This is a genomic window from Paracoccus aminovorans (assembly GCF_900005615.1).
In the GTDB taxonomy this organism is placed as follows: domain Bacteria; phylum Pseudomonadota; class Alphaproteobacteria; order Rhodobacterales; family Rhodobacteraceae; genus Paracoccus; species Paracoccus aminovorans.
The window spans coordinates 1,381,353-1,402,575 of record NZ_LN832559.1 but is presented as its reverse complement, the minus strand read 5'-3'; the positions used below and the strand labels follow the sequence as shown (position 1 = coordinate 1,402,575).

Annotated in this window: 17 protein-coding genes and 1 pseudogene; 3 read left to right on the top strand and 15 right to left on the bottom strand. The window is 58.6% G+C overall.

All coding sequences use genetic code 11. The features are described 5' to 3' along the window. Position 1 precedes the first annotated feature (1 nt). Entirely contained in the window at positions 2 to 2,779 is a 2,778-nt protein-coding gene (locus tag JCM7685_RS07005) for a DEAD/DEAH box helicase (protein WP_170848993.1), read from the top strand. Positions 2,780 to 2,915: 136 nt separating this feature from the next. Here the strand turns inward: JCM7685_RS07005 and JCM7685_RS07000 are convergent, their stop codons facing one another. From JCM7685_RS07000 to istA (JCM7685_RS06980), 5 genes are all read right to left on the bottom strand, one after another. After that, on the bottom strand, positions 2,916 to 3,983 hold the full coding sequence (locus JCM7685_RS07000; protein WP_074971041.1) for an integrase core domain-containing protein: 1,068 nt from the start codon (positions 3,981 to 3,983) through the stop codon (positions 2,916 to 2,918). Between the two features lie 550 nt (positions 3,984 to 4,533). Then, the gene (locus JCM7685_RS06995) at positions 4,534 to 5,232 is read right to left on the bottom strand and encodes a M48 family metallopeptidase (protein WP_231964700.1); all 699 of its coding nucleotides are present in this window, start codon (positions 5,230 to 5,232) and stop codon (positions 4,534 to 4,536) included. A gap of 1 nt (position 5,233) precedes the next feature. Further along, positions 5,234 to 5,635: a hypothetical protein gene (locus tag JCM7685_RS06990; RefSeq protein WP_074971043.1), complete on the bottom strand. Its 402-nt coding sequence runs from the start codon at positions 5,633 to 5,635 to the stop codon at positions 5,234 to 5,236. 127 nt (positions 5,636 to 5,762) lie between these two features. Further along, the gene (gene istB, locus JCM7685_RS06985; protein ID WP_028030902.1) at positions 5,763 to 6,491 is read right to left on the bottom strand and encodes an IS21-like element helper ATPase IstB; all 729 of its coding nucleotides are present in this window, start codon (positions 6,489 to 6,491) and stop codon (positions 5,763 to 5,765) included. Further along, positions 6,491 to 7,990, bottom strand: a complete 1,500-nt coding sequence (istA, locus tag JCM7685_RS06980; protein ID WP_090271472.1) for an IS21 family transposase — start codon at positions 7,988 to 7,990, stop codon at positions 6,491 to 6,493. Before istA (JCM7685_RS06980) ends, istB (JCM7685_RS06985) begins: the two co-directional genes overlap by 1 nt. Positions 7,991 to 8,109: 119 nt before the next feature. Here istA (JCM7685_RS06980) and JCM7685_RS06975 point away from each other — a divergent pair. Together JCM7685_RS06975 and JCM7685_RS06970 are read left to right on the top strand one after the other, a co-directional pair. Then, positions 8,110 to 8,442: pseudogene (locus JCM7685_RS06975) on the top strand (YcbK family protein); the annotation flags it as partial. A gap of 101 nt (positions 8,443 to 8,543) precedes the next feature. Next, positions 8,544 to 9,764: a radical SAM protein gene (locus tag JCM7685_RS06970; RefSeq protein WP_083412974.1), complete on the top strand. Its 1,221-nt coding sequence runs from the start codon at positions 8,544 to 8,546 to the stop codon at positions 9,762 to 9,764. Here JCM7685_RS06970 and JCM7685_RS06965 read toward each other — a convergent pair. The 10 genes from JCM7685_RS06965 to istA (JCM7685_RS06920) form a co-directional block, all read right to left on the bottom strand. Further along, entirely contained in the window at positions 9,742 to 10,713 is a 972-nt protein-coding gene (locus tag JCM7685_RS06965; protein ID WP_170848994.1) for an SAM-dependent methyltransferase, read from the bottom strand. The two genes, JCM7685_RS06970 and JCM7685_RS06965, sit on opposite strands and share 23 nt — an antisense overlap. 32 nt (positions 10,714 to 10,745) lie before the next feature. Beyond that, the gene (locus JCM7685_RS06960) at positions 10,746 to 12,710 is read right to left on the bottom strand and encodes a B12-binding domain-containing radical SAM protein (RefSeq protein ID WP_139218153.1); all 1,965 of its coding nucleotides are present in this window, start codon (positions 12,708 to 12,710) and stop codon (positions 10,746 to 10,748) included. Further along, a complete protein-coding gene (locus tag JCM7685_RS06955) occupies positions 12,707 to 13,525 on the bottom strand; it encodes a hypothetical protein (protein ID WP_145981073.1) in 819 nt (272 codons plus the stop codon). Before JCM7685_RS06955 ends, JCM7685_RS06960 begins: the two co-directional genes overlap by 4 nt. Next, positions 13,522 to 14,451, bottom strand: coding sequence for a DUF692 domain-containing protein (locus tag JCM7685_RS06950; RefSeq protein ID WP_083412975.1), 930 nt, complete (start codon positions 14,449 to 14,451; stop codon positions 13,522 to 13,524). The genes JCM7685_RS06955 and JCM7685_RS06950 overlap by 4 nt, the downstream gene beginning before the upstream one ends. 16 nt (positions 14,452 to 14,467) lie before the next feature. Beyond that, positions 14,468 to 14,653: an ApyA family aminopyruvatide-related RiPP gene (locus tag JCM7685_RS06945; protein ID WP_074971105.1), complete on the bottom strand. Its 186-nt coding sequence runs from the start codon at positions 14,651 to 14,653 to the stop codon at positions 14,468 to 14,470. Positions 14,654 to 14,758: 105 nt separating this feature from the next. Further along, complete coding sequence (locus tag JCM7685_RS06940; RefSeq protein ID WP_074971107.1) at positions 14,759 to 15,562, bottom strand: phytanoyl-CoA dioxygenase family protein; 804 nt, start codon at positions 15,560 to 15,562, stop codon at positions 14,759 to 14,761. Continuing rightward, complete coding sequence (locus JCM7685_RS06935) at positions 15,538 to 17,433, bottom strand: RiPP maturation radical SAM C-methyltransferase (RefSeq protein ID WP_074971109.1); 1,896 nt, start codon at positions 17,431 to 17,433, stop codon at positions 15,538 to 15,540. Before JCM7685_RS06935 ends, JCM7685_RS06940 begins: the two co-directional genes overlap by 25 nt. A gap of 10 nt (positions 17,434 to 17,443) precedes the next feature. Beyond that, positions 17,444 to 17,680, bottom strand: coding sequence for a hypothetical protein (locus tag JCM7685_RS06930; protein ID WP_074971111.1), 237 nt, complete (start codon positions 17,678 to 17,680; stop codon positions 17,444 to 17,446). 776 nt (positions 17,681 to 18,456) lie between these two features. Continuing rightward, positions 18,457 to 19,185, bottom strand: coding sequence for an IS21-like element helper ATPase IstB (gene istB, locus JCM7685_RS06925; protein WP_028030902.1), 729 nt, complete (start codon positions 19,183 to 19,185; stop codon positions 18,457 to 18,459). Continuing rightward, positions 19,185 to 20,684 (bottom strand): IS21 family transposase, encoded by a 1,500-nt coding sequence (gene istA, locus JCM7685_RS06920; protein ID WP_090271472.1) that lies wholly within the window; start codon positions 20,682 to 20,684, stop codon positions 19,185 to 19,187. The genes istB (JCM7685_RS06925) and istA (JCM7685_RS06920) overlap by 1 nt, the downstream gene beginning before the upstream one ends. Positions 20,685 to 21,223 lie beyond the last annotated feature (539 nt).

Sequence of the window (21,223 nt, the reverse complement as noted above, 5' to 3'; positions counted from 1 at the left end):
GATGGAAGACGAGGCGCGCGGGGTGATCCATGATCTGAGGCCGAAGGCAGAGCCGAACGAGGCGCAACTTGCAATGACAGGCAGTCGCCGAGTATGGGTTGCGCTATCGGACCTGAAACCCGCATATGCTCCTGGACAGCAAGTACAGCACAAGCCGCCGCGAGGTCGCGGACTGAGCCTCGGGACTGGAGTTGTACTTGCCACGCGTTCGCTCGCAGGTTTCGAGCAGGTTCTCGTACAGTTCGCAGAGACCGGAGAAACCAGGTGGTTGGACTGGCGTGTCCTCGCGCAGGCGATGCCTGTCGAGCTACGGATCGCAAGGCGACAAACCGGCCAGCATATGGACCATGCGGAGCGATTCCGGCTCCGAATGCTGTCTAAGGCACTTAAAATATGGAATGCGAACACCGGAGCTTTCGGTCGTCTCGACATCGACCCTCTACCGCATCAGCTTGATGTGGCGCGGAAGGTCGTAACTTCCCCTCAGGCGCGTTGGCTGATCGCCGACGATGTTGGTCTTGGCAAGACCATTGAAGTTGGTCTTATTCTTCACGCCCTCTCGCAGCGTAACCGCTGCAGGCGCGTTCTGATCGTCTGCCCTTCTTCGCTGACTAAGCAGTGGAAAGATGAGATGCGCGCCAAGTTCGGACGTGCCTTCGAGATCTATCAACGCGACTTCCGCCCCGAATACGCCGACGAGATGCGACTGAGGGAGAATGTCATAATCTCGCTCGATCTCGCAAAGCGCGACGAGCATTTGGCGCGGCTCATCGAAGCCGGCTTCTGGGATGTTATTGTGTTTGACGAGGCGCATCGGCTCGGCCGGTCGGAAACGGGTGAGCAGACTGAACGCTACGCGCTCGCGCACAAGCTTCGCGACCGGACGCATTCGTTGCTATTGCTTACTGCAACGCCGCACCAAGGTAAGACTCGTCGTTTCGCGGCCCTATTGGAGTTGGTACGACCGGACCTCTTGCCTGAAATCCGAACGCTAGAAATGAACCCAGAGGTGGTTGGGGACATCATCATTCGCAACCGGAAGACCCGCGTCACGGATGCAGAAGGCAATCTGATTTTTCGCGGTCACGACACGCTTCGCCACATGGTAATCCCATCGCCCGAAATGCGCACTGCCGACAAGGCGCTCCGGAGGTATTTGAGCGAGGGGTATCGCGCCAGTGCCGACGCGAAGGATAGAACGATCGGCCGAGCCATCGGCTTTGTCATGACGACGTATCGCAAACTCGCTTCATCTTCTGTGGCGGCAATCGAGAGAGCACTAGAACGTCGCTTGGAGCGGCTGCAAGGTTTCGATGCCGCATCGGCGCCGGTGATACCTTCAGACGAGCAACTCGAAGGGGATGACAACCTTTCGGAAATTGGGCCAATCGGTGAGGTTGGCGCCTTTTTCGCCGATGAAGCACGCGAGGTTCAGGCCGTTCTGAAACTTATCCGCGTGGCTCGGCTATCGGATGCGAAGCTACAGACATTTCTAAATGACGTGGTTTCGCCGCTTCTAGCACAGAACCAAAATCTTTTGGTGTTTACTGAGTACAGGGCCACCCAGAGTTACCTGGCAGAGGCGATTGCGCACGCATGTCCTGGGGTGCAGGTTGCCGCGATCAACGGCTCGATGTCGCTGGATGAAAAAATAAGGAATGTCCGCGCCTTCAACAGCCGAGAGGCTCAGGTCATGTTATCGACTGAAGCGGGGGGCGAAGGCCTAAACCTGCAAGACGCCTGTCATATCATGGTGAATTACGACTTGCCCTGGAACCCGGCACGTTTGGTCCAACGGATCGGCCGCTTGTACCGCTATGGTCAGACACGGCGCGTTCAAGTTATCAATTTGCAGTCGGATGATGGGTTCGACAACAGCGCGATCACTTTGTTGTTGGATCGCGTCAGTACGATTGCACAGGATATGGCAAGCGTTGCCGGCGAGATGAAGGATGCATTGGCTGCGGAAGTGCTCGGAGAGCTGATGTCTTACATCGACATGGAAAGCATCCTCGAGCGTGCGACAAGCATGAAGATGGACCAGACGGAAGAGGAGATCGCTGAAGCCATACGCGAAGCACAGAAGGCGCGGGCGGCCGAGGACGATATTCTGCAATTCGCATCCGCTCACCAGACACGCGTTTCGGGCGGCTTCGACTTTCGGCATATGGTCAGCTTTGTCAAAGGGATGGCACCAATCGCCGGATACGACCTGAGGGCCGAGATGCATGGCGGAAAGACGCTTGAGATTGAGCTCGGCGAAGAGGATATCGGTCGCTGGCCAGAGTTCGGCCGTCGCAGCATTGTGCGCCTGACGGCCGACCACGCAAAGGCAATCGCTGACCCGTCGCTTGTTCCTATGGACTTCGAAGCAGGCTTTGTGCGTGATCTATCAGAGCTGGCTAACGATCGGCTGATTTTCGACGGACTGTACGCGGAGGCCCAAACGGAAGCCGAAGATCACGAGGACGTGGTGGCCGTTCATCAGGTTCGCTGGCAGGGTCTTTCTGGCGAGTTACTAGAGGAAGAGTTGATCGCTTCGTCTGGTAACAAGGACGGTGCCAAGGAGCTGCCGCACGAAGAGTTTGCGGAACTGCTGCTGAGACCAATGGAGAGTGTGCCGGCATCTACGCCCGGAGACGAGGACCGGTTAATTGCAAAGGCCTTTGCGCCGGCGGTTGAAAGTTTTGTCTCGCGCTGGGCCGAAGCCGACCGCATGCCGTCGTCAGTGTTTCTGGGTGCAGCTCTGAAGAGAAGGCGTCAGTTCCCCGGAATGTAGCACCCAAATTCGACAAAATCGCGGAGGGGGCCTACCGCACTTGCAGCTTTGCTTGCTCCGGTCCGTTGTAGCATGCTGCAGTCAATGGCGGCGCGGTGGTATTTTCCCACCATAATCTCGGCAGGATAGGCTGCACTCACGCCGCGTCGCGGGTGTAGGATGTGATGATGCCGCCGAGCTGCCGGTTGCGCCGGATCGGGCCGTCACGGACGGGCCGGAAATCGACTTGTAGCACATTGTTCCCGATACCCCGTCCACGGTGCGGACGCTCAGTGTTGTAATGGCGCACCCAAGTCCGCAGGATGTAATCGAGTTGCGAGCGGCTGAAGCAGACGAAGAAATCCAGGCATTCACGCTTCACGGTGCCGATGAAAGATTCGGCGAAGGCATTAGCGTCTGGCGCCCTGTGCGGGATCTGGATCACCCTGGCACCTTCAGATGCCCAAACGGTATCGAAGCTGGCGCTGAACTTGGTGTCGGCATCTCGGATGAGGAAACCCGGCGCGATCCCATGCTCTGCGCACCAGATAAGCGTGTTGCGTGCCTGCTGGGTCACCCATGCCGAGTCCGGGGCATAGGTCGGGGCGCTACAATAAACCCGGCGACTGCCGATGTGGATGAAAATCAGCACATAGGCTGTCAGCGGCCCACGAGCGGTGAGCACGGTCTTTGTGAAGAAGTCACAAGCAACCATGCTTTCCATATGTGCCCGGACGAAGGTGGTCCATGGCAGGGCTGGCTTCTTCTTGCGCTTCTCAGGGCTCGGGTGGATGCCAGCATCATTCAGGATGCGCTTTACCGAGTTGGTGCCGGCGTAGAGCCCCAGCTTTTTCAGCTCCCCGGCGATCCGCTTGTAGCCCCACAGAAGGTTTTCCGACCCGATGCGAATGACAACGTCGCGCAACTCCTGTGTCAGGCGCGGTCTGCCCACGGCTTTGAAGGGGCGTCCACTGCGCATCTGGGCCAGCCAGCGCTTATAGGTCACAGGCTTGGCGACCTCCAGTAGCCCGTCGATATCATGCCCACACTCCGCTCCGATGCGCAGCAGTTCGGCTTTCTCTTCCGGAGACAGGATAATCCTCTGCGTCGGGATGCGGGTTCGCAGGATCTGGATTTGGGCCCTGAGCAGCCTCAGCTGTGCGTTGTGCCGGGGCATGAAGAGCTGGGTCAGGAAGACGATAAGGAGTGAGAAGGTCGAATTCATCTTGCCAGGCTCCACCGCGGCGCTTAAAAAATTGCTGCTATTTCAGCGTGATGGACCTCGCTTACATTTTGGCACCCCGCTCAGGAAGGCCAAAAATGCTTGGGCCTGGTTGTGGCCACGAAAAATCCGAACGTGGGATGTGTTGGCGCCTTTGCGCGTGTTTCGCTGCCAGTCGCGACCGAATCGAATGACGATTCAAATCATCAGTCATCTAAATTAAAACAATAGCTTAGAGGGTGGAGAACGTTCGATTTCAGACCCATCCCCTCCGCCACTTGCCCCCGCGAAAGCGTTCTCCCGATCCGGCTGTGGCCGGATTTTCCCGTTGTTTTCGAGGGTTATGCGCGGTTAGCTTTGCACTGGCGCCCTCGCTGCAGCAGCCGGAATGGTTCTCTGAAGCCCGATATTCTCCGGACCTCTCGACTGCGCGCATCCGGTGCAGAGCCCGTAACCGATTGACAATATGGGGCCAATTCCTCGCGCCACCTGAACACTTCGAGGCCGGTGGCGTTCGTGAGATGGAACAGAAATCGAACTCCTGCAACGAGCTTCAATCCGACAGGGGAAGCGCGTTGAGTTCTGACCGGATTTGTCGCCACCCCGGCATGTTTCGATCGAGGGTGTTCAAGAAGAGCTCGTCGTGTCGCGGTGACACGAAATGGGCCAGCTCATGCAGGATGACGTAGTCGAGGGCGGCCAGAGGCTTCTTCGCCAGGTCGAGGTTCAGCCACACCAGTCCCTTTTCGGGATTGCAGCTGCCCCACTTCGTCTTCATCTGCCTGATGCCCCATCGCGGCATCGCGACACCCAGCCGATCCGACCACTTCGCAATGCGGGGAGCGGCTTTTGTCCGGAGCTGCGACCTGTACCACGTCGCCATCCAGTGTGCTTTCTGGTCGGTCGTTGAGCCTTCTGGCACTGCCATCGTCAGGCGATCCGAAGCGTCTGGCTGGATGGCACAGCGGCTCTTGCCGTTCGGCTGGACCAGAAGTCTAAGCGGTTTTCCGAAGACAAAATGAGTTTCGCCGGAGACATACAGGCGTTGGGGTTGCCGTGCTTGACCTTCGAACTCGCGCTGCTTCTTCTTGATCCAGCCAAGCCGGGTCACAACCGCGACCCGGACGGCATCCTCGCTGATGGCTGGAGGAGCTGCGACCCGCACGCGACCTGCCGGAGGATAGACCCCGATATGCAGGTTCTTGATCGGTTTGCGGACCAGTTCTACCGACAGCCCGGCGATCTCGATCACTTCAGTATTCATCATGCGACCGAATGATCTCGATGATGCTGTCCACCGCGTCTTCTGAACCGAAGATCTCCAGCAGCTTCCGCCGCAGCATCCGCTCCTTCATCTTGTTTCCGCGCCATCCCGTCTGGGCTGTGCCTCGGATTGCCTCATCAACTGCCATGGTCGCGGCTTCATCCTGACCGAGATTGTCGTAGAGCGCCTTGCGCCCCGGCGTGGTCATGGACGATGGGTATTCGCTGCCATGCCCGGCCTTTACAGCCCTGACCAGTTCCGCGATCCTTTCGAGGTATTCCGCGTAGGCGATGGCGTCGTCCTTACGTTTCTTGACGAGGTCGGTCAGCAGCTCTGACATTCGTTCGTAGAACTTCGGGTTCACCGGCGTTTCATCGATGATCAGTGTCAATCGGCATTCAAACGGGCCCCCTGATCGGCGTCCAAAAGTGACCCCTTTGGCGCGCGGGTGAGCAGGCCCGTGGCGGCGTAGCTTTCCAGCTGGCGCAGCCGACGCGGGCCTGCGTTTTGGAGGGTGTTCAGGCTCGGGTTTTGATGCGCCAGCTGTCGTTGCCGGTCTCGACGATGTCGCAGTGGTGGGTGAGCCGGTCGAGCAGCGCGGTGGTCATCTTTGCGTCTCCGAAGACGGTCGGCCACTCCCCGAATGCGAGGTTGGTGGTGACGATGACGGAAGTCTGCTCATAGAGCTTGCTGATCAGATGGAACAGCAGCTGGCCGCCGGACTGCGCGAATGGCAGGTATCCGAGTTCATCGAGGATGACGAAGTCGAGCCGCATCAGATGTTCTGCAAGCCGGCCTGCCCGTCCGGCACGGGCCTCGGCCTCCAGCCTGTTCACCAGATCGACGACATTGAAGAACCTGCCCCGGGCACCATTGCGGATGACCGCGCGCGCTATGGCCACAGAGATATGGGTCTTGCCGGTCCCGGTGCCGCCAACCAGCACGACATTGCGCTGTTGGCTGAGGAACTCCCCGCTGGCCAGATCTCGCACCAGGGTCTCGTTGATTGGGGTGTCATCGAAGGTGAACTCCTCGATCTCCCGGGCATAGGGCAGCTTGGCGGTGGTGATCTGGTATTTGACCGACCGCGCTTTCTTCTCGTTGATCTCGGCGGCCAGAAGATCTCCAACGATCTGGCGGGGTTCGTGCTGGCGGCGCACAGCCACCGCCATGAGTTCGTCATAAGCGGCGCGCATCCCGTAGAGCTTCAACTCGCCCATTGCAGCCATGATGTCAGCACGATCCATCAGCAGGCCCTCCGCAGCAGATCATAACGGGCGCAGTCCGCCACAGGCTCATGGGTCAACTGCAAGGCCGGAGAGGTCAGCAGAAGCGGTGGTGGTTCCGGATCTCGCCTGCGGGATAGAATATTGAGGATTACATCGGCAGAATGGACGCCTTGCGAGAGAGCTTCGGCACATGCCTTTTGAACCACAGGCATCCCTTCCGTCAGCACAGCGCCGAGGACCTTCACCATCTGGCGGTCGCCATCTGAGGAGCCCTGCAGCTTGCGGCGGATCTGTTCAAGAGCTCCGGGAAGAACCCAGTCCTTGAACGGTGCGCCGTTACGCAGCGCCCCGGGTTTGCGAAGCAGAACAGGCACATAATGCCAGGGATTGTAAACCGTTCGGTCCCGGCCGAAGTGACGCGGGTGGTCTCCGACCAGTCGGCCCTCCTGCCGGATCTCGATCCGCTCAGCATAGGCCCTGATCTCGACCTGCCGCCCGACAGCCGTTGCCGCGACGGAGTATTTGTTGTTGTCGAAGCGCACGAGACAGGTCTTTGACACCGCCGCAGGCAGTGAATGGAATCCGTCGAAGCGCCCGGCATAGGGGACAAGGTGCGGGCGCTCTTCCTGGAAGACCTGCCAGACGGTTTTGTCCGTCAGCTCCGGATGCTTGCTGGTTCTGGCCGAGGCGATGCACTTGTCCAGCAGCCAGGCATTCAGTTCCTCGTAGCTCTTGACCCTGACGCGGGGCGCGAAAAACCGCTGACGGACAGTGCCGACCTGGCTCTCCACCTGGCCTTTCTCCCAACCCGCAGCAGGGGTGCAGGCAACGGGTTCGACCAGATAATGGCTGGCCATCTGCAGGAACCGACGATTGTAGAGGCGTTCCTTGCCGGTGAAGATGGTCTCCACCGCCGTCTTCATGTTGTCGTAGATCCCGCGGGTGCAGGTGCCCTTGAAGAAGGCGAAAGCCCTGTCGTGGGCATCGAACACCATCTCCTGCGTCTCGCGCGGATAGGCCCGCACAAAGAACATCCGGCTGTGGCACAGGCGAACATGGGCCACTTTGATGGTGGTGGTCGCCCCATCGATCACCACAACCTCGTGGCTCCAGTCGAACTGATAGGCTTCACCGGGCGCAAAGCTCAGGGGCACGAAGGCGGCAGAAGCGCCTGAACTCTGAGTGCGTGCCCAGTTCGAGGCGTAGCGGCGCACCGCGTCATACCCACCTTCATAACCGAGACCGCTCAGTTCTTCGTAGATCTGTATCAGAGACTGACGTTCCCGGCTGGACCGCGCGGCGTTGACCTCCAGCAGCCGGTTGAGTTCCCCCAGCCAGGCACCCAGCTTCGGGCGCGGCTGCACCGTCCGGGTATAGGTGAACTCGGTAATCCCGGTGCGGATCACCTTCCGCACCACCTTCTTCGACAGCTTCAGGTCACGGCAGATCGTCTTGATCCCCTTGCCCTCGGTGAAATGTAGCCGCCTGATTTTTGCGATTGTCTCCACGATCAGCATCCCGTGCTCGGCCTCCGATAATCATCGAAGGCACAATGGACCCAACCCCCGGTCGGTGGGGTCCATTTTGGACGCCGATCACCCCAGAAGCGGGGTCCTTATTGCAAGCCGTTCAACACTCAGGCTTCATGCACGTCGACCTCGGTCCCGCTCGTCAGTGGGGCCAGCGATTCCCGGTCCGGGCGACTGCATTTGCAGCTGAAACGCCGCCTGCGCGCGAAGTGCTGGCCGACAGCCGCACCATGAAGGGGGGCGGCGCGGCCGGAGTGGCGACGCTGGGCGCAGCCGGGGTGGAGGTGGCGCAGCAGGTGCTGGCGGAGACGCAAAGCGCCGTCCTGCCGCTGGTCCCGTATCTTGATACGCTCCGCTGGGTGTTCATTGCGGTGGCACTCGGTGGCATCGCGGTCACCATCTATGCCCGCCTCGACGACTGGCGCCGGGGACGGCGGTGAAGTGGTATGCTTCTTCCGTAACTCTTATCATGGCGTGGCCATAGCTAGTGGGGGGCTCCACGTCGTATACTCAGATTCCATTAGGTGGAGTAGCATGCGAGATGCAGATTCATCCAACTTGTTGCTTGGCAGTCGTTAAGATCGCAAGCCGGTGCAATTTGAACTGCACCTATTGCTACATGTACAATCTCGGCGACCGCACTGCGCTAGCACAACCGAAGACGATGCCGGATGCTGTGATCGATGCAACTGTAGACATTTGCATGAAACATGCAGCCGAGCATGGTCTCAAACGGTTCCGATTTGTCTTTCATGGGGGCGAGCCGCTCATGGCGGGAGCTAGTAAGTTCCAACGGCTGATCGAAGCGGCCCGGCTCCGGGGACGTGACGTTGGCGTCGTGCCGGACTTCTCCATCCAGACAAACGGGACTCTTCTGACAGACTATTGGTGCCGAAGGCTTGCGGACTGGGGCGTAAGTGTGGGTGTCAGCCTTGACGGACCCAAGGCGGTGAATGATCGACAGCGGGTCACGCACACTGACGAAGGATCCTATGACAAGGTCATTGCCGGCTGGGACCGGGCCAAGGCACACGGACTTAGACCTGGAATCCTGACCGTCATCGATCCGGTAAGTGCCGCTGACAAGGCGTACAAGCACTTGCGCGAACTAGGTCCTATTAACGTGGACTTCCTTCTGCCTGATGTGAACCACGATCGGCGTCCTCCAGGCGACTTGGGCGGCACGCCCCACGCAGACTGGCTGCTCGATGTCTTCCGCCTCTGGTACTCGGAGGCAGAGCGCCCGTTTCGGGTGCGGGTCTTCGAACAGATAATTGCGACGACACTTGGCCTCGCATATCCGAACGACTCGATGGGAGCGGGAGAAAACGAGATAGTAGTGATTGAGACCGACGGTGAGGTCGGCCCTGTCGACACGCTGCGTGCAGCAATCCCCGGAGCAAGCCGCACTGGCGTCAACGTTCTCCGTGATAGCTTAGCGGCTGCCCTAGATCACCCACTCCTGCGGCAGTATCACGGCTCGAACAGCTCCCTCTGCGCGACCTGCAGGGCCTGTCCAATCAATCGCATCTGCGGCGGAGGATATCTTTCGCATCGATACAGCGCAGCGCGAGGCTTCGACAATCCTTCAGTTTATTGCAACGATCTAACAAAACTGATTACCGTCGTAAGGCGGAACGTGCTCGACATGCTGCCCGATGAGGCGCTGCGGCAGGCCAACCTAGTGCCTTGGTCCGCAGCCGAGGTCGCAGCAGCGCGCGGAGACATCGTCGCAGTACTTACAGCTGATAGAGAAGAATAAAGCGCCTCATATCGCCACCCTCGCCTTCGAAAGATCGTATTATAGTGCATCCATTGCGCTCGAGCACCTCTGTCCACTTTACCAGACTGCCAGGCGGAATTCCTTGGCCGGACAGCAACTGGGCGACGTCATGAAACAGCCCGCGTGCTCTCGCGCTAGCATCGTCCAGTGGATGGCCGAGGCTCCCGAAATAGTCGCCGAGCAGCATGATGCGGCGGGGGAACGCAGTCTTTAACGTGGCAAACCATGCGTCGATCTCAGTGCCATCGGGATCGCTGAAGTAGGCATTGGCAACGTTCGTTGCGATGACACATTCCACCGCATCGCGCTCTTCCACGCTTAGCAACCCATCGACTTCGCTCAGATCACCCTCGACCGCGCGCACCTGGCCGGATAGGCCGCTTCTGGCAATGCGCCTCTGTGCCTCTTCGATGGCGGGCTCGCTGCAATCAATGCCAATGCAGCGCGCCTCGGGATTGCGCAATGCATACTCGATCATAAGGCCTGCTGTACTGCAGCCCAGATCGACCAGGTTGTTGATGCGAAGCTCACTGAGCAGCCGCAAGGTATCGAGGTCCGCTTGGCTTCGATCGGCGCGGGCAAATGCTGCTGCATGCCGGGCCCGATCTACAAGAGCACCGCCATCGACTCTTCCACCCAGAATGTCTGACAGCGCTTCCAGGCAAGGACCGTAGGCCCCTACATACTGGTCGAGCAGATGCAGCGCGAACTGAGTTTCCGGATCTTCTGTGGCAACGTGATAGCCTAACGCTGTCTTCTTGACGACATCGCTTCGCAAGGACAAGTAGTCGAGCAGCGCGGCAAGGCGGTCGCGCTCATAGCCAAATTTAGCTGAGAGGGCGTCCACCGTAGCGCCCGCAGACAGGTGATCGAGAAGCCCGGCGCTGTGGAACGCGTCAAGGATCCTGACGACATAGTAGCCTTCCATCAAGGCAGTTATCGTCTGTGCAGGCCCGGAGCTCATGCGGCGTCTTGCCCTGCTGCTTCCGCAATGCGTTCGAGCGCGCCCAGTTTGATCAGCGCGGCGACATCTTCAGGTGTGGCAACCGGACGGCGCTGCAACAGGCACGTCCGCAAGACCTCATCATAGGTCACAGGCTCGGAAAACATGGCGAGAAACTCAAGGGTTTCTGAGCCGATGGCAAAGAGACGGACCTGCCCATTCTTGTGAAGTAGTAACCAGTCCGAGAGGGACCGTTCCGAGTTGTCCGTGCCGTAGATCCGAAGGTTCTCTTGTTCGGCCAGCAGAGCGGGAACATCGTGACAGTCCGGCAGCAGACGCGCCGCATGCGATAATCGCAGCGTACCGTTGGCATGGCGGTCGGCGGCACCGTCCTGCTCGGGCACGACGCGGGTGAACGCTGCCAGAAGCGCAGCGAACCGGGCAACCGAAGACACCGGTGCCTCTGCGCCGAAGCGTTCCGCAACATAAGCTGCAAGGGAAGCAAGCCCGGGCGGCGGCATCTCCGGCAATTGCCTGCAAGACCAGCTGTAGAACCCGTCCGCCAGCCGGCTGAGTCGCCCGCCATGCCATGCGATGAGGTAGGCCAGCACGGGCCGATCAAGCTCGTAAAGTACAGGCCAGAGGTCGGTCGTGAAGATCAGTCGAGCGCGCGCGATCCGTGTCGGAAAATGATAGTGGTTTGGGAAGATTCCGGGATGCCGCCGCAAGAGATCGTCATCCTCAGGTGCAAGCCGCGGGAAGTTGAACTCCGACACATGCGCATCCAGACGCAGGGTGCCGCCGTGCCGTGCCATGAGCTCAGTTCCCGGCTCCGGCGTCAGAAGGTGCAGCTGCGACACGTTTAAGGCGCTGGCGCATTGATGCGCCTCTCCCACCGCATCGAGCGTCAAGTCGAGATCCTCCATGTTTTCCTCGGGATATCCCGTTATGAAGGACGTTGTAGTCCGGATCGAAAGCCGTGCTGTTTCAGCCAAAGTGGGAACGATAAGGCCCAGGTCGAGGCGCTTTTTAGTTATCTCCTGCATCCGGGACGAGCCTGCCTCGACGCCGAAATAGATGTCGCGGCACCCAGACTTGGCCATTGCCTCCAGAAGCGGCGCGTCGACGCAATCCATCCGGGCGGAGCAGGACCACTCGTAACCGCGATTGGAAACTGCTTCACAAAACGCCAGAACCAGCTTGCGATTAACGGTAAAAAGATCGTGGTTTAGTTTGAACCGTATAAACCCGTAGCGCTCAGCCAGCATGTCCATTTCGGAAACGAGGCGCGTCGCGGATTTCAGCCTGTAGCGTCGCCCGAAGAAGGTCGCGGTGGAACAGAAAGTGCAGCTGAACGGGCAGCCCCGTCCCGCCTCGACACGGATCTCGTCTAGTCCCAGCCGATGCAGCGGATAGGCCTCGTAGGAGGGAACGGGTAACGCATCCAAATCCTCGATAATTTGCGCAGGCGCATTTTCGACTATCAGCCCCTTGGCGGACCTAAAACTGATCCCGGGTATGCCCGAGAGCGACCTGTCCGCTTCGAGCGCGTCCAGCACCAGTGGCAGACTGTGCTCAGCCTCGTGCCGAGCGATGATGTCGAAACAGCCGAAGGCTTCGAGTAGTTCGCGATGAAGGATCGTGGCATGAGGCCCCCCCAAAAGAATGGGACGATCAGGACTAATTCGCCGCAGCGCCTGCGCGGTCTGCACAACGCAATGGATGTTACATCCAAGTGCAGTGAAGCCTACCGCGTCCGCTTCTGCATCCGAGATGATCTGGGCTAGCGTTGCATAGAGGCTCGGTCCCAGCTTCAACTTCCCGTCGAGCAGCAACTGCCTAGGATTGAAAATAGCCGCGTGATGTCCGGCGCCGTGCGCCACGGCGACAAGGGACATCAGACCTAGATGCGGCTGCGGGTCAAATGCCGGAGTAGCGGGGCCGCCTTCAAAAAGCAGGTTGTCCACAAGCAGAAGTTTCACCGCAACCACTCCCCGCGCAACTCGACGAAGCCGCGACGGGCAGCCGCGACCGCGGCTGCACGCAACTCCTCTGGACTGATCTGGGATAAGCGTGCCTCTGCCAGCATTCGCCGCGTCTCTTCCGGCCCTCCGCCCGCACGGAGAGCCACAAACACCGCGGCGGTGAGTGCGTCCACCTCAAATATCGAAACAGAATCCCTATTCTCAGGACGCCAGTAACAGAGGGTATGCCGACGCACTACAACATCTAATGGAGTAAAATCCCGCGCTCCAAGGCGACCGCTAATCCGGATTATGTCAGTCGTTTTTGGCACCAGTGACATCGCACCCTGCCAGCGCATGTGTTCTGTCTCTGTGATTGCCGGTGGTGTCCTGCCCAAATCGAAGAGAAGGAGTTCGTGCGCAAAGGTCTCCGCGACTGGAGTGGCGATCTGTTCGGGCTGTTCAGAGAGAAACCCGGAGAGCGCCTCCGAGAAAAGATCGAGGTGAGTCCTTTCATCTAACGGCCCCTCGCGCCTCGCGGAGACGTAGGCTTGAGAAAAGTTACAAAAGAACAACAGTTCGACGCCGAGTCCACCCATCAGGCCGAGTGTGGCGGGAATACGGCGGCGCAGGGCGTTATGCTTAACTTTGGTTATAAAGCCGCGAAAGCGTAGGAGCCGCTCAAGCTCCGAGTTACCGAGCATCTCAGCCGCGATGTCTTCAGCCGTGCCCTCGCTAGATAGCTCCGATAGGCTCCGGTCATGGGCTCGCAGCAAAAACTCTGGATCCGTCAAACAACGCGCAACAACACTTTGCGCATGGTCCGGGTTCATGCCAGAGCAGTTTCGGTCTGTCGGGCCGAGATTATTCGGCGCACGCGCTGGACGTCGCGGATGACTGTTTCGGTCGGAAACGTCGCATCCCAATTGTACTCCAGCGTCACCGCCCTCGGCCGGGAGGCGGACATCAACCGGTCGAACAGTTCGAAAACCAGTCCTGGTGCCGGCATAGTATGATCGTCCCAAACTATGCCTCCTTCCTCGCGCGCTCCGGAAAGATGCACTTCCACTACCCGCTCCAGCGGAAGCGCCGCCAGTGTCTCGAATGGGTCCAAAGACAAATTCGAACAGCTGATGGCGAGATGTGAAAGGTCGAGAAGCAGCCGCGCCTCAGGGCGCTTGGCGCAGAGCAAGTTGAGAAATTCGACTTGGCTCATAGTGCTGCCAGGCATGAAAAAATAAACTGGCCCATTCTCAAGCAGCACCGTCGCCCCTAGCTTGGCTTCCCAGGTGGCGCTGGCACTCACGACTCTGTTGAGGACGGCCTCACTGAGTTGCGGACTGACCGTATAGCCAACGTTGAACGGTACGCCGTCCAGAACGAACTCTGCACCCGCCCGATCCTCTGCGGCCGTCACCGCGTCATGCTCCGCTATCTCACGATAGTGTCCGTCACTACGTACATAGGCGAGATGCTCGCCCACCCACGGAGTTTTTGTCTTTTCAATCCAGTAGGCCAGCTTATCGACTAACGCCTGCTCTGGCGGATTATTTCCTGCAATCGAAAGCGAGGCGCAATGAAGAACGATCGGAATTTCATCGTGCAGGGCACCCACCTCGGGAGTTCCCAAGAGTTGTTCGAACGCTATCTCTACGTAATCAAGCAGACCGGGCTCAGCCTTGACCAACCCCGGCACGTACTCGGAGTACGTCAAACCTACAACCGTGCGTTCGTTCGGAAAGGGCCCCGTAGCCGTCATTGCCGAATCGCTCCGGTCAGTCGATCAGTTGTTTGAAGGCAGAAAGCCGATCAAGAGAGACAGTGCCGCGATCTTCGATGACAACCGATATCTTACCGCGCTCCTGGATGCACTTGATGACGTCTTCCCTCATTTTCGGATCCAGAAGATCAAACTCGAGAACTTCCCGACCGGGAACCTTGGTTTGGTCATTTTCAGCCATTGCTCAACTCCATGTTCAGCACTTGCTAGCTTAGCAGATCTTTGCGCTTCCGCATAGCGTCCCATGATGCAGAGAGAGACGAAACGGTCGCCGGGCCTTACAAAGTCACGTACTTCGCACTAAAGGAAACACCTCTTCCAGGGCAACCGCATCGCCGTCACGCAAATGTCCCGTTGCTCCTGGAACAAACATTGCGCCTTGGCGCGCACTCCAAGTCACGTCCGGGCCCAGATATCTTATGGACAACCCTATGCGATCACTCTGGGACTTGTTCGCTCCGGCACCGTGAATGACGAGCGGATGGTGTAGCACAACGTCTCCGGGCTCAAGCTCAAAGCTGACGAGATCTAGGTCATCGGTGTCCATAGAAGAGCGTTCTACAGGGGTTGCCTCGACCTTGGTCGAGCAAGTCTCGAATGCATCAACGGGGCGGAGCATTGGCCCCAAAAGGTGGCTCGCACGCTTGTAGACTACAGCGCTACCGTTCCGATCTACCCGAGTAACGGCGATCCAAATGCTCGGGATCTGTTCGCCAGTGAAGGGCCAGAATGGAAGGTCCTGATGCCACTGGGTAGGTGTTATGGTTCCTGCTCGTTTGAAAAACAACTGATCGTAGAATAGGCGAACCCGCTCCCCACCGAGAACATCGCTTGCCAGATGCGGTATGGCCGATTCCAGAGCAATGTTACGAATTACTTTACTCCAGCGCCACATGAAAGCACCAACGAGAAATCTACCGTTCTTGTCGGCACTGCGCGTTTGATCCTTCCAAAGATAATGAGGAGCAGCAACAAACTTCTCAATTTCCTCGCGTAAGGTCCGCACCGCGGCGCTGTCCAGCACTGCTCGTGCAACCGTCACTCCATCCCGCAGGTATTCAGATCTTAGGTCGCTGCCTGCTCTTTCCATCGATCTTCTCTTGCGGGGAGTGGCATCGCATCCAGCCGGGGACCGGAAAGCCTATCGCCCTCAAACCGAGCGAGCAGCTCTGGCTCGGCTACCGCGAGCGGAACGAGCAATCCGTCGATATGAAGAGAGACTTGCGCCACGTTTGTCGCCCAATCGACGTCGACTTCTGGCCAGGCACCCGGGCGTTGAAGGCTTAGCGCCAGTCTGGCCCTGTCCTCGTCGATGAAGCGAACAGACCGTCGGTCCTCACCAAACCTCGTGTCAAAAAGGATAAACAGATCTTCGCTCAGTTCGGCGAGGTGCAGCATTGGACGGCGACCGGCTCGCTCAGTCCACTCCCTTCGCCAATCCTCGACCAAGGTTTCTAAGCGGGCGGCCAGCGCCGGGCTGCGCCTGCTCGCGCTCTCGTAGTCTCCTACGAAGTGGTATGCTATCCTATTAACATCGACGTCGCTCGGGTATACGTCGTAATAAGCCTCCATAGGCCTCACATTTGTTATGCCGAATTTTTCTGCCGCGTCGAAGTAGGGGCTGAAGCGATCAATGCTCAACTGGCAAAAGCCCGTGGGCGGGTTGAGGTGATACAACTTTGGAATTAATTCAATGATATCCAAATATTGGATTTCTTCATCTCCGGGAAAGTCATGGAGAAGATTCCAATTTACCGAGACATCCAATGAAAGGGCGTAGCGGAGCAGGGCGATGTTCTGTCCAGCCGAAACGCCCTTTCGCATATGACGCAGAAGCGACGTCGAAAGAGATTCAATACCTGGCTGGATTACCCTAATGCCCGAGCTTGCCAGCTGCTCGACCTTCGATAGCGTAAGGTTGGCCTTTTGCTCGTAAAAGATATGTAGCTTATCGCGAATCTTCTCAAGCTGCGGGAGAAGGGAATCGAAATAATTGCTTGGCATTATATTATCAGTGAACAATATCTTTCCATTGGGATGCTTAATTAAGAGTTCCGTTATTTCTTTCACTACCTTTTCAGCAGATTTCTGTCTGAAAGCCATGCCGCTTCCATTGATTCCACAAAAGGTGCAGTGGTTTTTTTCGCCCCACCAGCACCCACGGCTGGCTTCATATGGCAGCCAAAGGGTCTCACTCGCAACTTGCCCGCCCAACTCCACAATTCCGTTCAGCTGCTCGTAGTATTCAGCAAAAGTAGGTGTTGGGAGTGCTTCCATATCGCGACAGGGTTGCCCTGCCACAACTCGTTCCACGACAGGTTCGCCGGCTAAGATACTCTTTAGGGTACGGGGGAACGTCAGTTCCGACTCACCTGCAAAGACGTGATCGATCGCGGGTGTCAGATCGGCAACGCCGGCTGCCATGGCTCCGTCGCAGTTGGCTCCACCGATAAGCGTCTTTCCGGTGGGTCGAAGTCGCTTGATGGCCTGGAGCAGAGCGACTGATGCAGCCGTTTGCTCGAAGGTCGTGGTGCACCCGAAGACATTGACGCTTCCGGAGGTAGCCCACTCCGCGAAGTCGCGGACGAACGAAGTTGCCTCTTCCTGAATTTCACTAAGGTCGGCACAGAAACGTCTGAGCGGATCATTGACGTCGGCGCGACGGAAAGAGGATTCGCTGGACCTGTCGGTTGGTTTCGTACCAAATGCAGCGGGAGCAAAAATCTTCTCACCGAGCAACGCGGCCGTCGGTGCAAAGCATATGGCTTCGTAGAGTTCAGCGCCAATTCTATTTGCGAAGGAGATGTTGGCGTAAGCGACACTGACCTTCAGACCCTCTTTGGCCCCGCACGCTTGAAGCAGATGCAACCCGAGCGAAGGCCGATCAATACCCGCAAAGGGTGGCATGACAAGAAGCGCGTCGGAGACTAACAATCTTTCAGAGATCGATCTCGCATTCATCGGTCATCCTTTAAAATGATTTTCCAATGCTAATCATTATCCCACCCTGCGCGGCCGTGCTGGCACCGGAAGCCGCGAACTTTGGATCTTGCATCTCGCGTACAAACTTCTGAAGATTCTCCTTCATCTTTGGCGTCATTACGATGCCTTCGCGCTCAAGGACGGAAGTTGGGTCCTTCATGAAATCTGACTGCAAATCTTGATTTTCGTTCAGTCGGCGCTCTAAGTCAGCGAGGTCAAAGGTCATGACGCATTCTCCCTAAGCTTCCAACGTCTGATTCGATCTACACGATGCGCCGTCTGGCGTGAATATTGTGCAAACTAAGGCAGTTTGATGCCGTCATTCTTGCATGCCGACGCTGTTCCAGATCCATAGCCACTACATTTACTAGAGTCGGTGCCTGACGAATCGTACAATTCCGACGCCTTTTCGCACGCGTCCTTCCGTGTAGAAAATGGGCCAGCAAGATCAGAGCCCAAAGGACTAGCTGTCTTGAGCTGAACGTGACAGATACCGCTCGTGGTCTGCCGTCGCACCATCCATTCATCTGGCATCACATGACTCCGAAATGTTCAAGCCACGCCTGCAGTCGCACCTCAATATTTCCGACCGCAACGAGTCGGAGGATAGCAACATTTTGGGCATTTCGCTAGGAAGTTGTTTCGGCTTCTCGACCCTGGGCAGACGGACCCACTGTAGATTGATGTACCGCGCTGCCGGTCCTGATAACAAAAACAATGAGTTAGAGTGGAGAAGGTTCGACGACAGGCCCATCCCCTCCGCCACTTGCCCTCGCGAAAGCGTTCTCCCGATCCGATTGCTGGCGGATTTTTCCGTTGTTTTCGGGGGTTATACGGGCGGGGCTGAGCACTGGCCCCCGCGCCAGGAGTGTCAATCGGCATTCAAACGGGCCCCCTGATCGGCGTCCAAAAGTGACCCCTTTGGCGCGCGGGTGAGCAGGCCCGTGGCGGCGTAGCTTTCCAGCTGGCGCAGCCGACGCGGGCCTGCGTTTTGGAGGGTGTTCAGGCTCGGGTTTTGATGCGCCAGCTGTCGTTGCCGGTCTCGACGATGTCGCAGTGGTGGGTGAGCCGGTCGAGCAGCGCGGTGGTCATCTTTGCGTCTCCGAAGACGGTCGGCCACTCCCCGAATGCGAGGTTGGTGGTGACGATGACGGAAGTCTGCTCATAGAGCTTGCTGATCAGATGGAACAGCAGCTGGCCGCCGGACTGCGCGAATGGCAGGTATCCGAGTTCATCGAGGATGACGAAGTCGAGCCGCATCAGATGTTCTGCAAGCCGGCCTGCCCGTCCGGCACGGGCCTCGGCCTCCAGCCTGTTCACCAGATCGACGACATTGAAGAACCTGCCCCGGGCACCATTGCGGATGACCGCGCGCGCTATGGCCACAGAGATATGGGTCTTGCCGGTCCCGGTGCCGCCAACCAGCACGACATTGCGCTGTTGGCTGAGGAACTCCCCGCTGGCCAGATCTCGCACCAGGGTCTCGTTGATTGGGGTGTCATCGAAGGTGAACTCCTCGATCTCCCGGGCATAGGGCAGCTTGGCGGTGGTGATCTGGTATTTGACCGACCGCGCTTTCTTCTCGTTGATCTCGGCGGCCAGAAGATCTCCAACGATCTGGCGGGGTTCGTGCTGGCGGCGCACAGCCACCGCCATGAGTTCGTCATAAGCGGCGCGCATCCCGTAGAGCTTCAACTCGCCCATTGCAGCCATGATGTCAGCACGATCCATCAGCAGGCCCTCCGCAGCAGATCATAACGGGCGCAGTCCGCCACAGGCTCATGGGTCAACTGCAAGGCCGGAGAGGTCAGCAGAAGCGGTGGTGGTTCCGGATCTCGCCTGCGGGATAGAATATTGAGGATTACATCGGCAGAATGGACGCCTTGCGAGAGAGCTTCGGCACATGCCTTTTGAACCACAGGCATCCCTTCCGTCAGCACAGCGCCGAGGACCTTCACCATCTGGCGGTCGCCATCTGAGGAGCCCTGCAGCTTGCGGCGGATCTGTTCAAGAGCTCCGGGAAGAACCCAGTCCTTGAACGGTGCGCCGTTACGCAGCGCCCCGGGTTTGCGAAGCAGAACAGGCACATAATGCCAGGGATTGTAAACCGTTCGGTCCCGGCCGAAGTGACGCGGGTGGTCTCCGACCAGTCGGCCCTCCTGCCGGATCTCGATCCGCTCAGCATAGGCCCTGATCTCGACCTGCCGCCCGACAGCCGTTGCCGCGACGGAGTATTTGTTGTTGTCGAAGCGCACGAGACAGGTCTTTGACACCGCCGCAGGCAGTGAATGGAATCCGTCGAAGCGCCCGGCATAGGGGACAAGGTGCGGGCGCTCTTCCTGGAAGACCTGCCAGACGGTTTTGTCCGTCAGCTCCGGATGCTTGCTGGTTCTGGCCGAGGCGATGCACTTGTCCAGCAGCCAGGCATTCAGTTCCTCGTAGCTCTTGACCCTGACGCGGGGCGCGAAAAACCGCTGACGGACAGTGCCGACCTGGCTCTCCACCTGGCCTTTCTCCCAACCCGCAGCAGGGGTGCAGGCAACGGGTTCGACCAGATAATGGCTGGCCATCTGCAGGAACCGACGATTGTAGAGGCGTTCCTTGCCGGTGAAGATGGTCTCCACCGCCGTCTTCATGTTGTCGTAGATCCCGCGGGTGCAGGTGCCCTTGAAGAAGGCGAAAGCCCTGTCGTGGGCATCGAACACCATCTCCTGCGTCTCGCGCGGATAGGCCCGCACAAAGAACATCCGGCTGTGGCACAGGCGAACATGGGCCACTTTGATGGTGGTGGTCGCCCCATCGATCACCACAACCTCGTGGCTCCAGTCGAACTGATAGGCTTCACCGGGCGCAAAGCTCAGGGGCACGAAGGCGGCAGAAGCGCCTGAACTCTGAGTGCGTGCCCAGTTCGAGGCGTAGCGGCGCACCGCGTCATACCCACCTTCATAACCGAGACCGCTCAGTTCTTCGTAGATCTGTATCAGAGACTGACGTTCCCGGCTGGACCGCGCGGCGTTGACCTCCAGCAGCCGGTTGAGTTCCCCCAGCCAGGCACCCAGCTTCGGGCGCGGCTGCACCGTCCGGGTATAGGTGAACTCGGTAATCCCGGTGCGGATCACCTTCCGCACCACCTTCTTCGACAGCTTCAGGTCACGGCAGATCGTCTTGATCCCCTTGCCCTCGGTGAAATGTAGCCGCCTGATTTTTGCGATTGTCTCCACGATCAGCATCCCGTGCTCGGCCTCCGATAATCATCGAAGGCACAATGGACCCAACCCCCGGTCGGTGGGGTCCATTTTGGACGCCGATCACCCCAGAAGCGGGGTCCTTATTGCAAGCCGTTCAACACCTGCGCTGCCGACGGCGCTGGCAGCCTGAATCTCCTGCTGTTTGCTTCCAGGATCGAACCACTTTGGGTGGGCGTGCCAGAGTAGCCCACCTCCGACACGCCTCTGAATGAACGCAGCCGCATGCGCGGCCGCGCGGACGGCGAAAGCTCGAGCCGGCCTGGTGGGCTCCGAGCGGGTTCGCCACCATCCCCACCGCCGCGCTCGATCCGGCCTACAGTCCGGCGTCTCCTGCGGTCCCCGCGCTTGTCGGGTCCGGGTCGGCGGCCCATATCACGCTCGCGACAGCACTTGGATTGCAGACGATGGCGCCGCTCACCGCAGGCGATACTGTCGAGCTGCGGGGATATTTCCGGATCGCGGACGGCTACTTTGCCGCCGATCACACGTCCTTCTGGGGCTACAAGATCGGCTAACCGGCA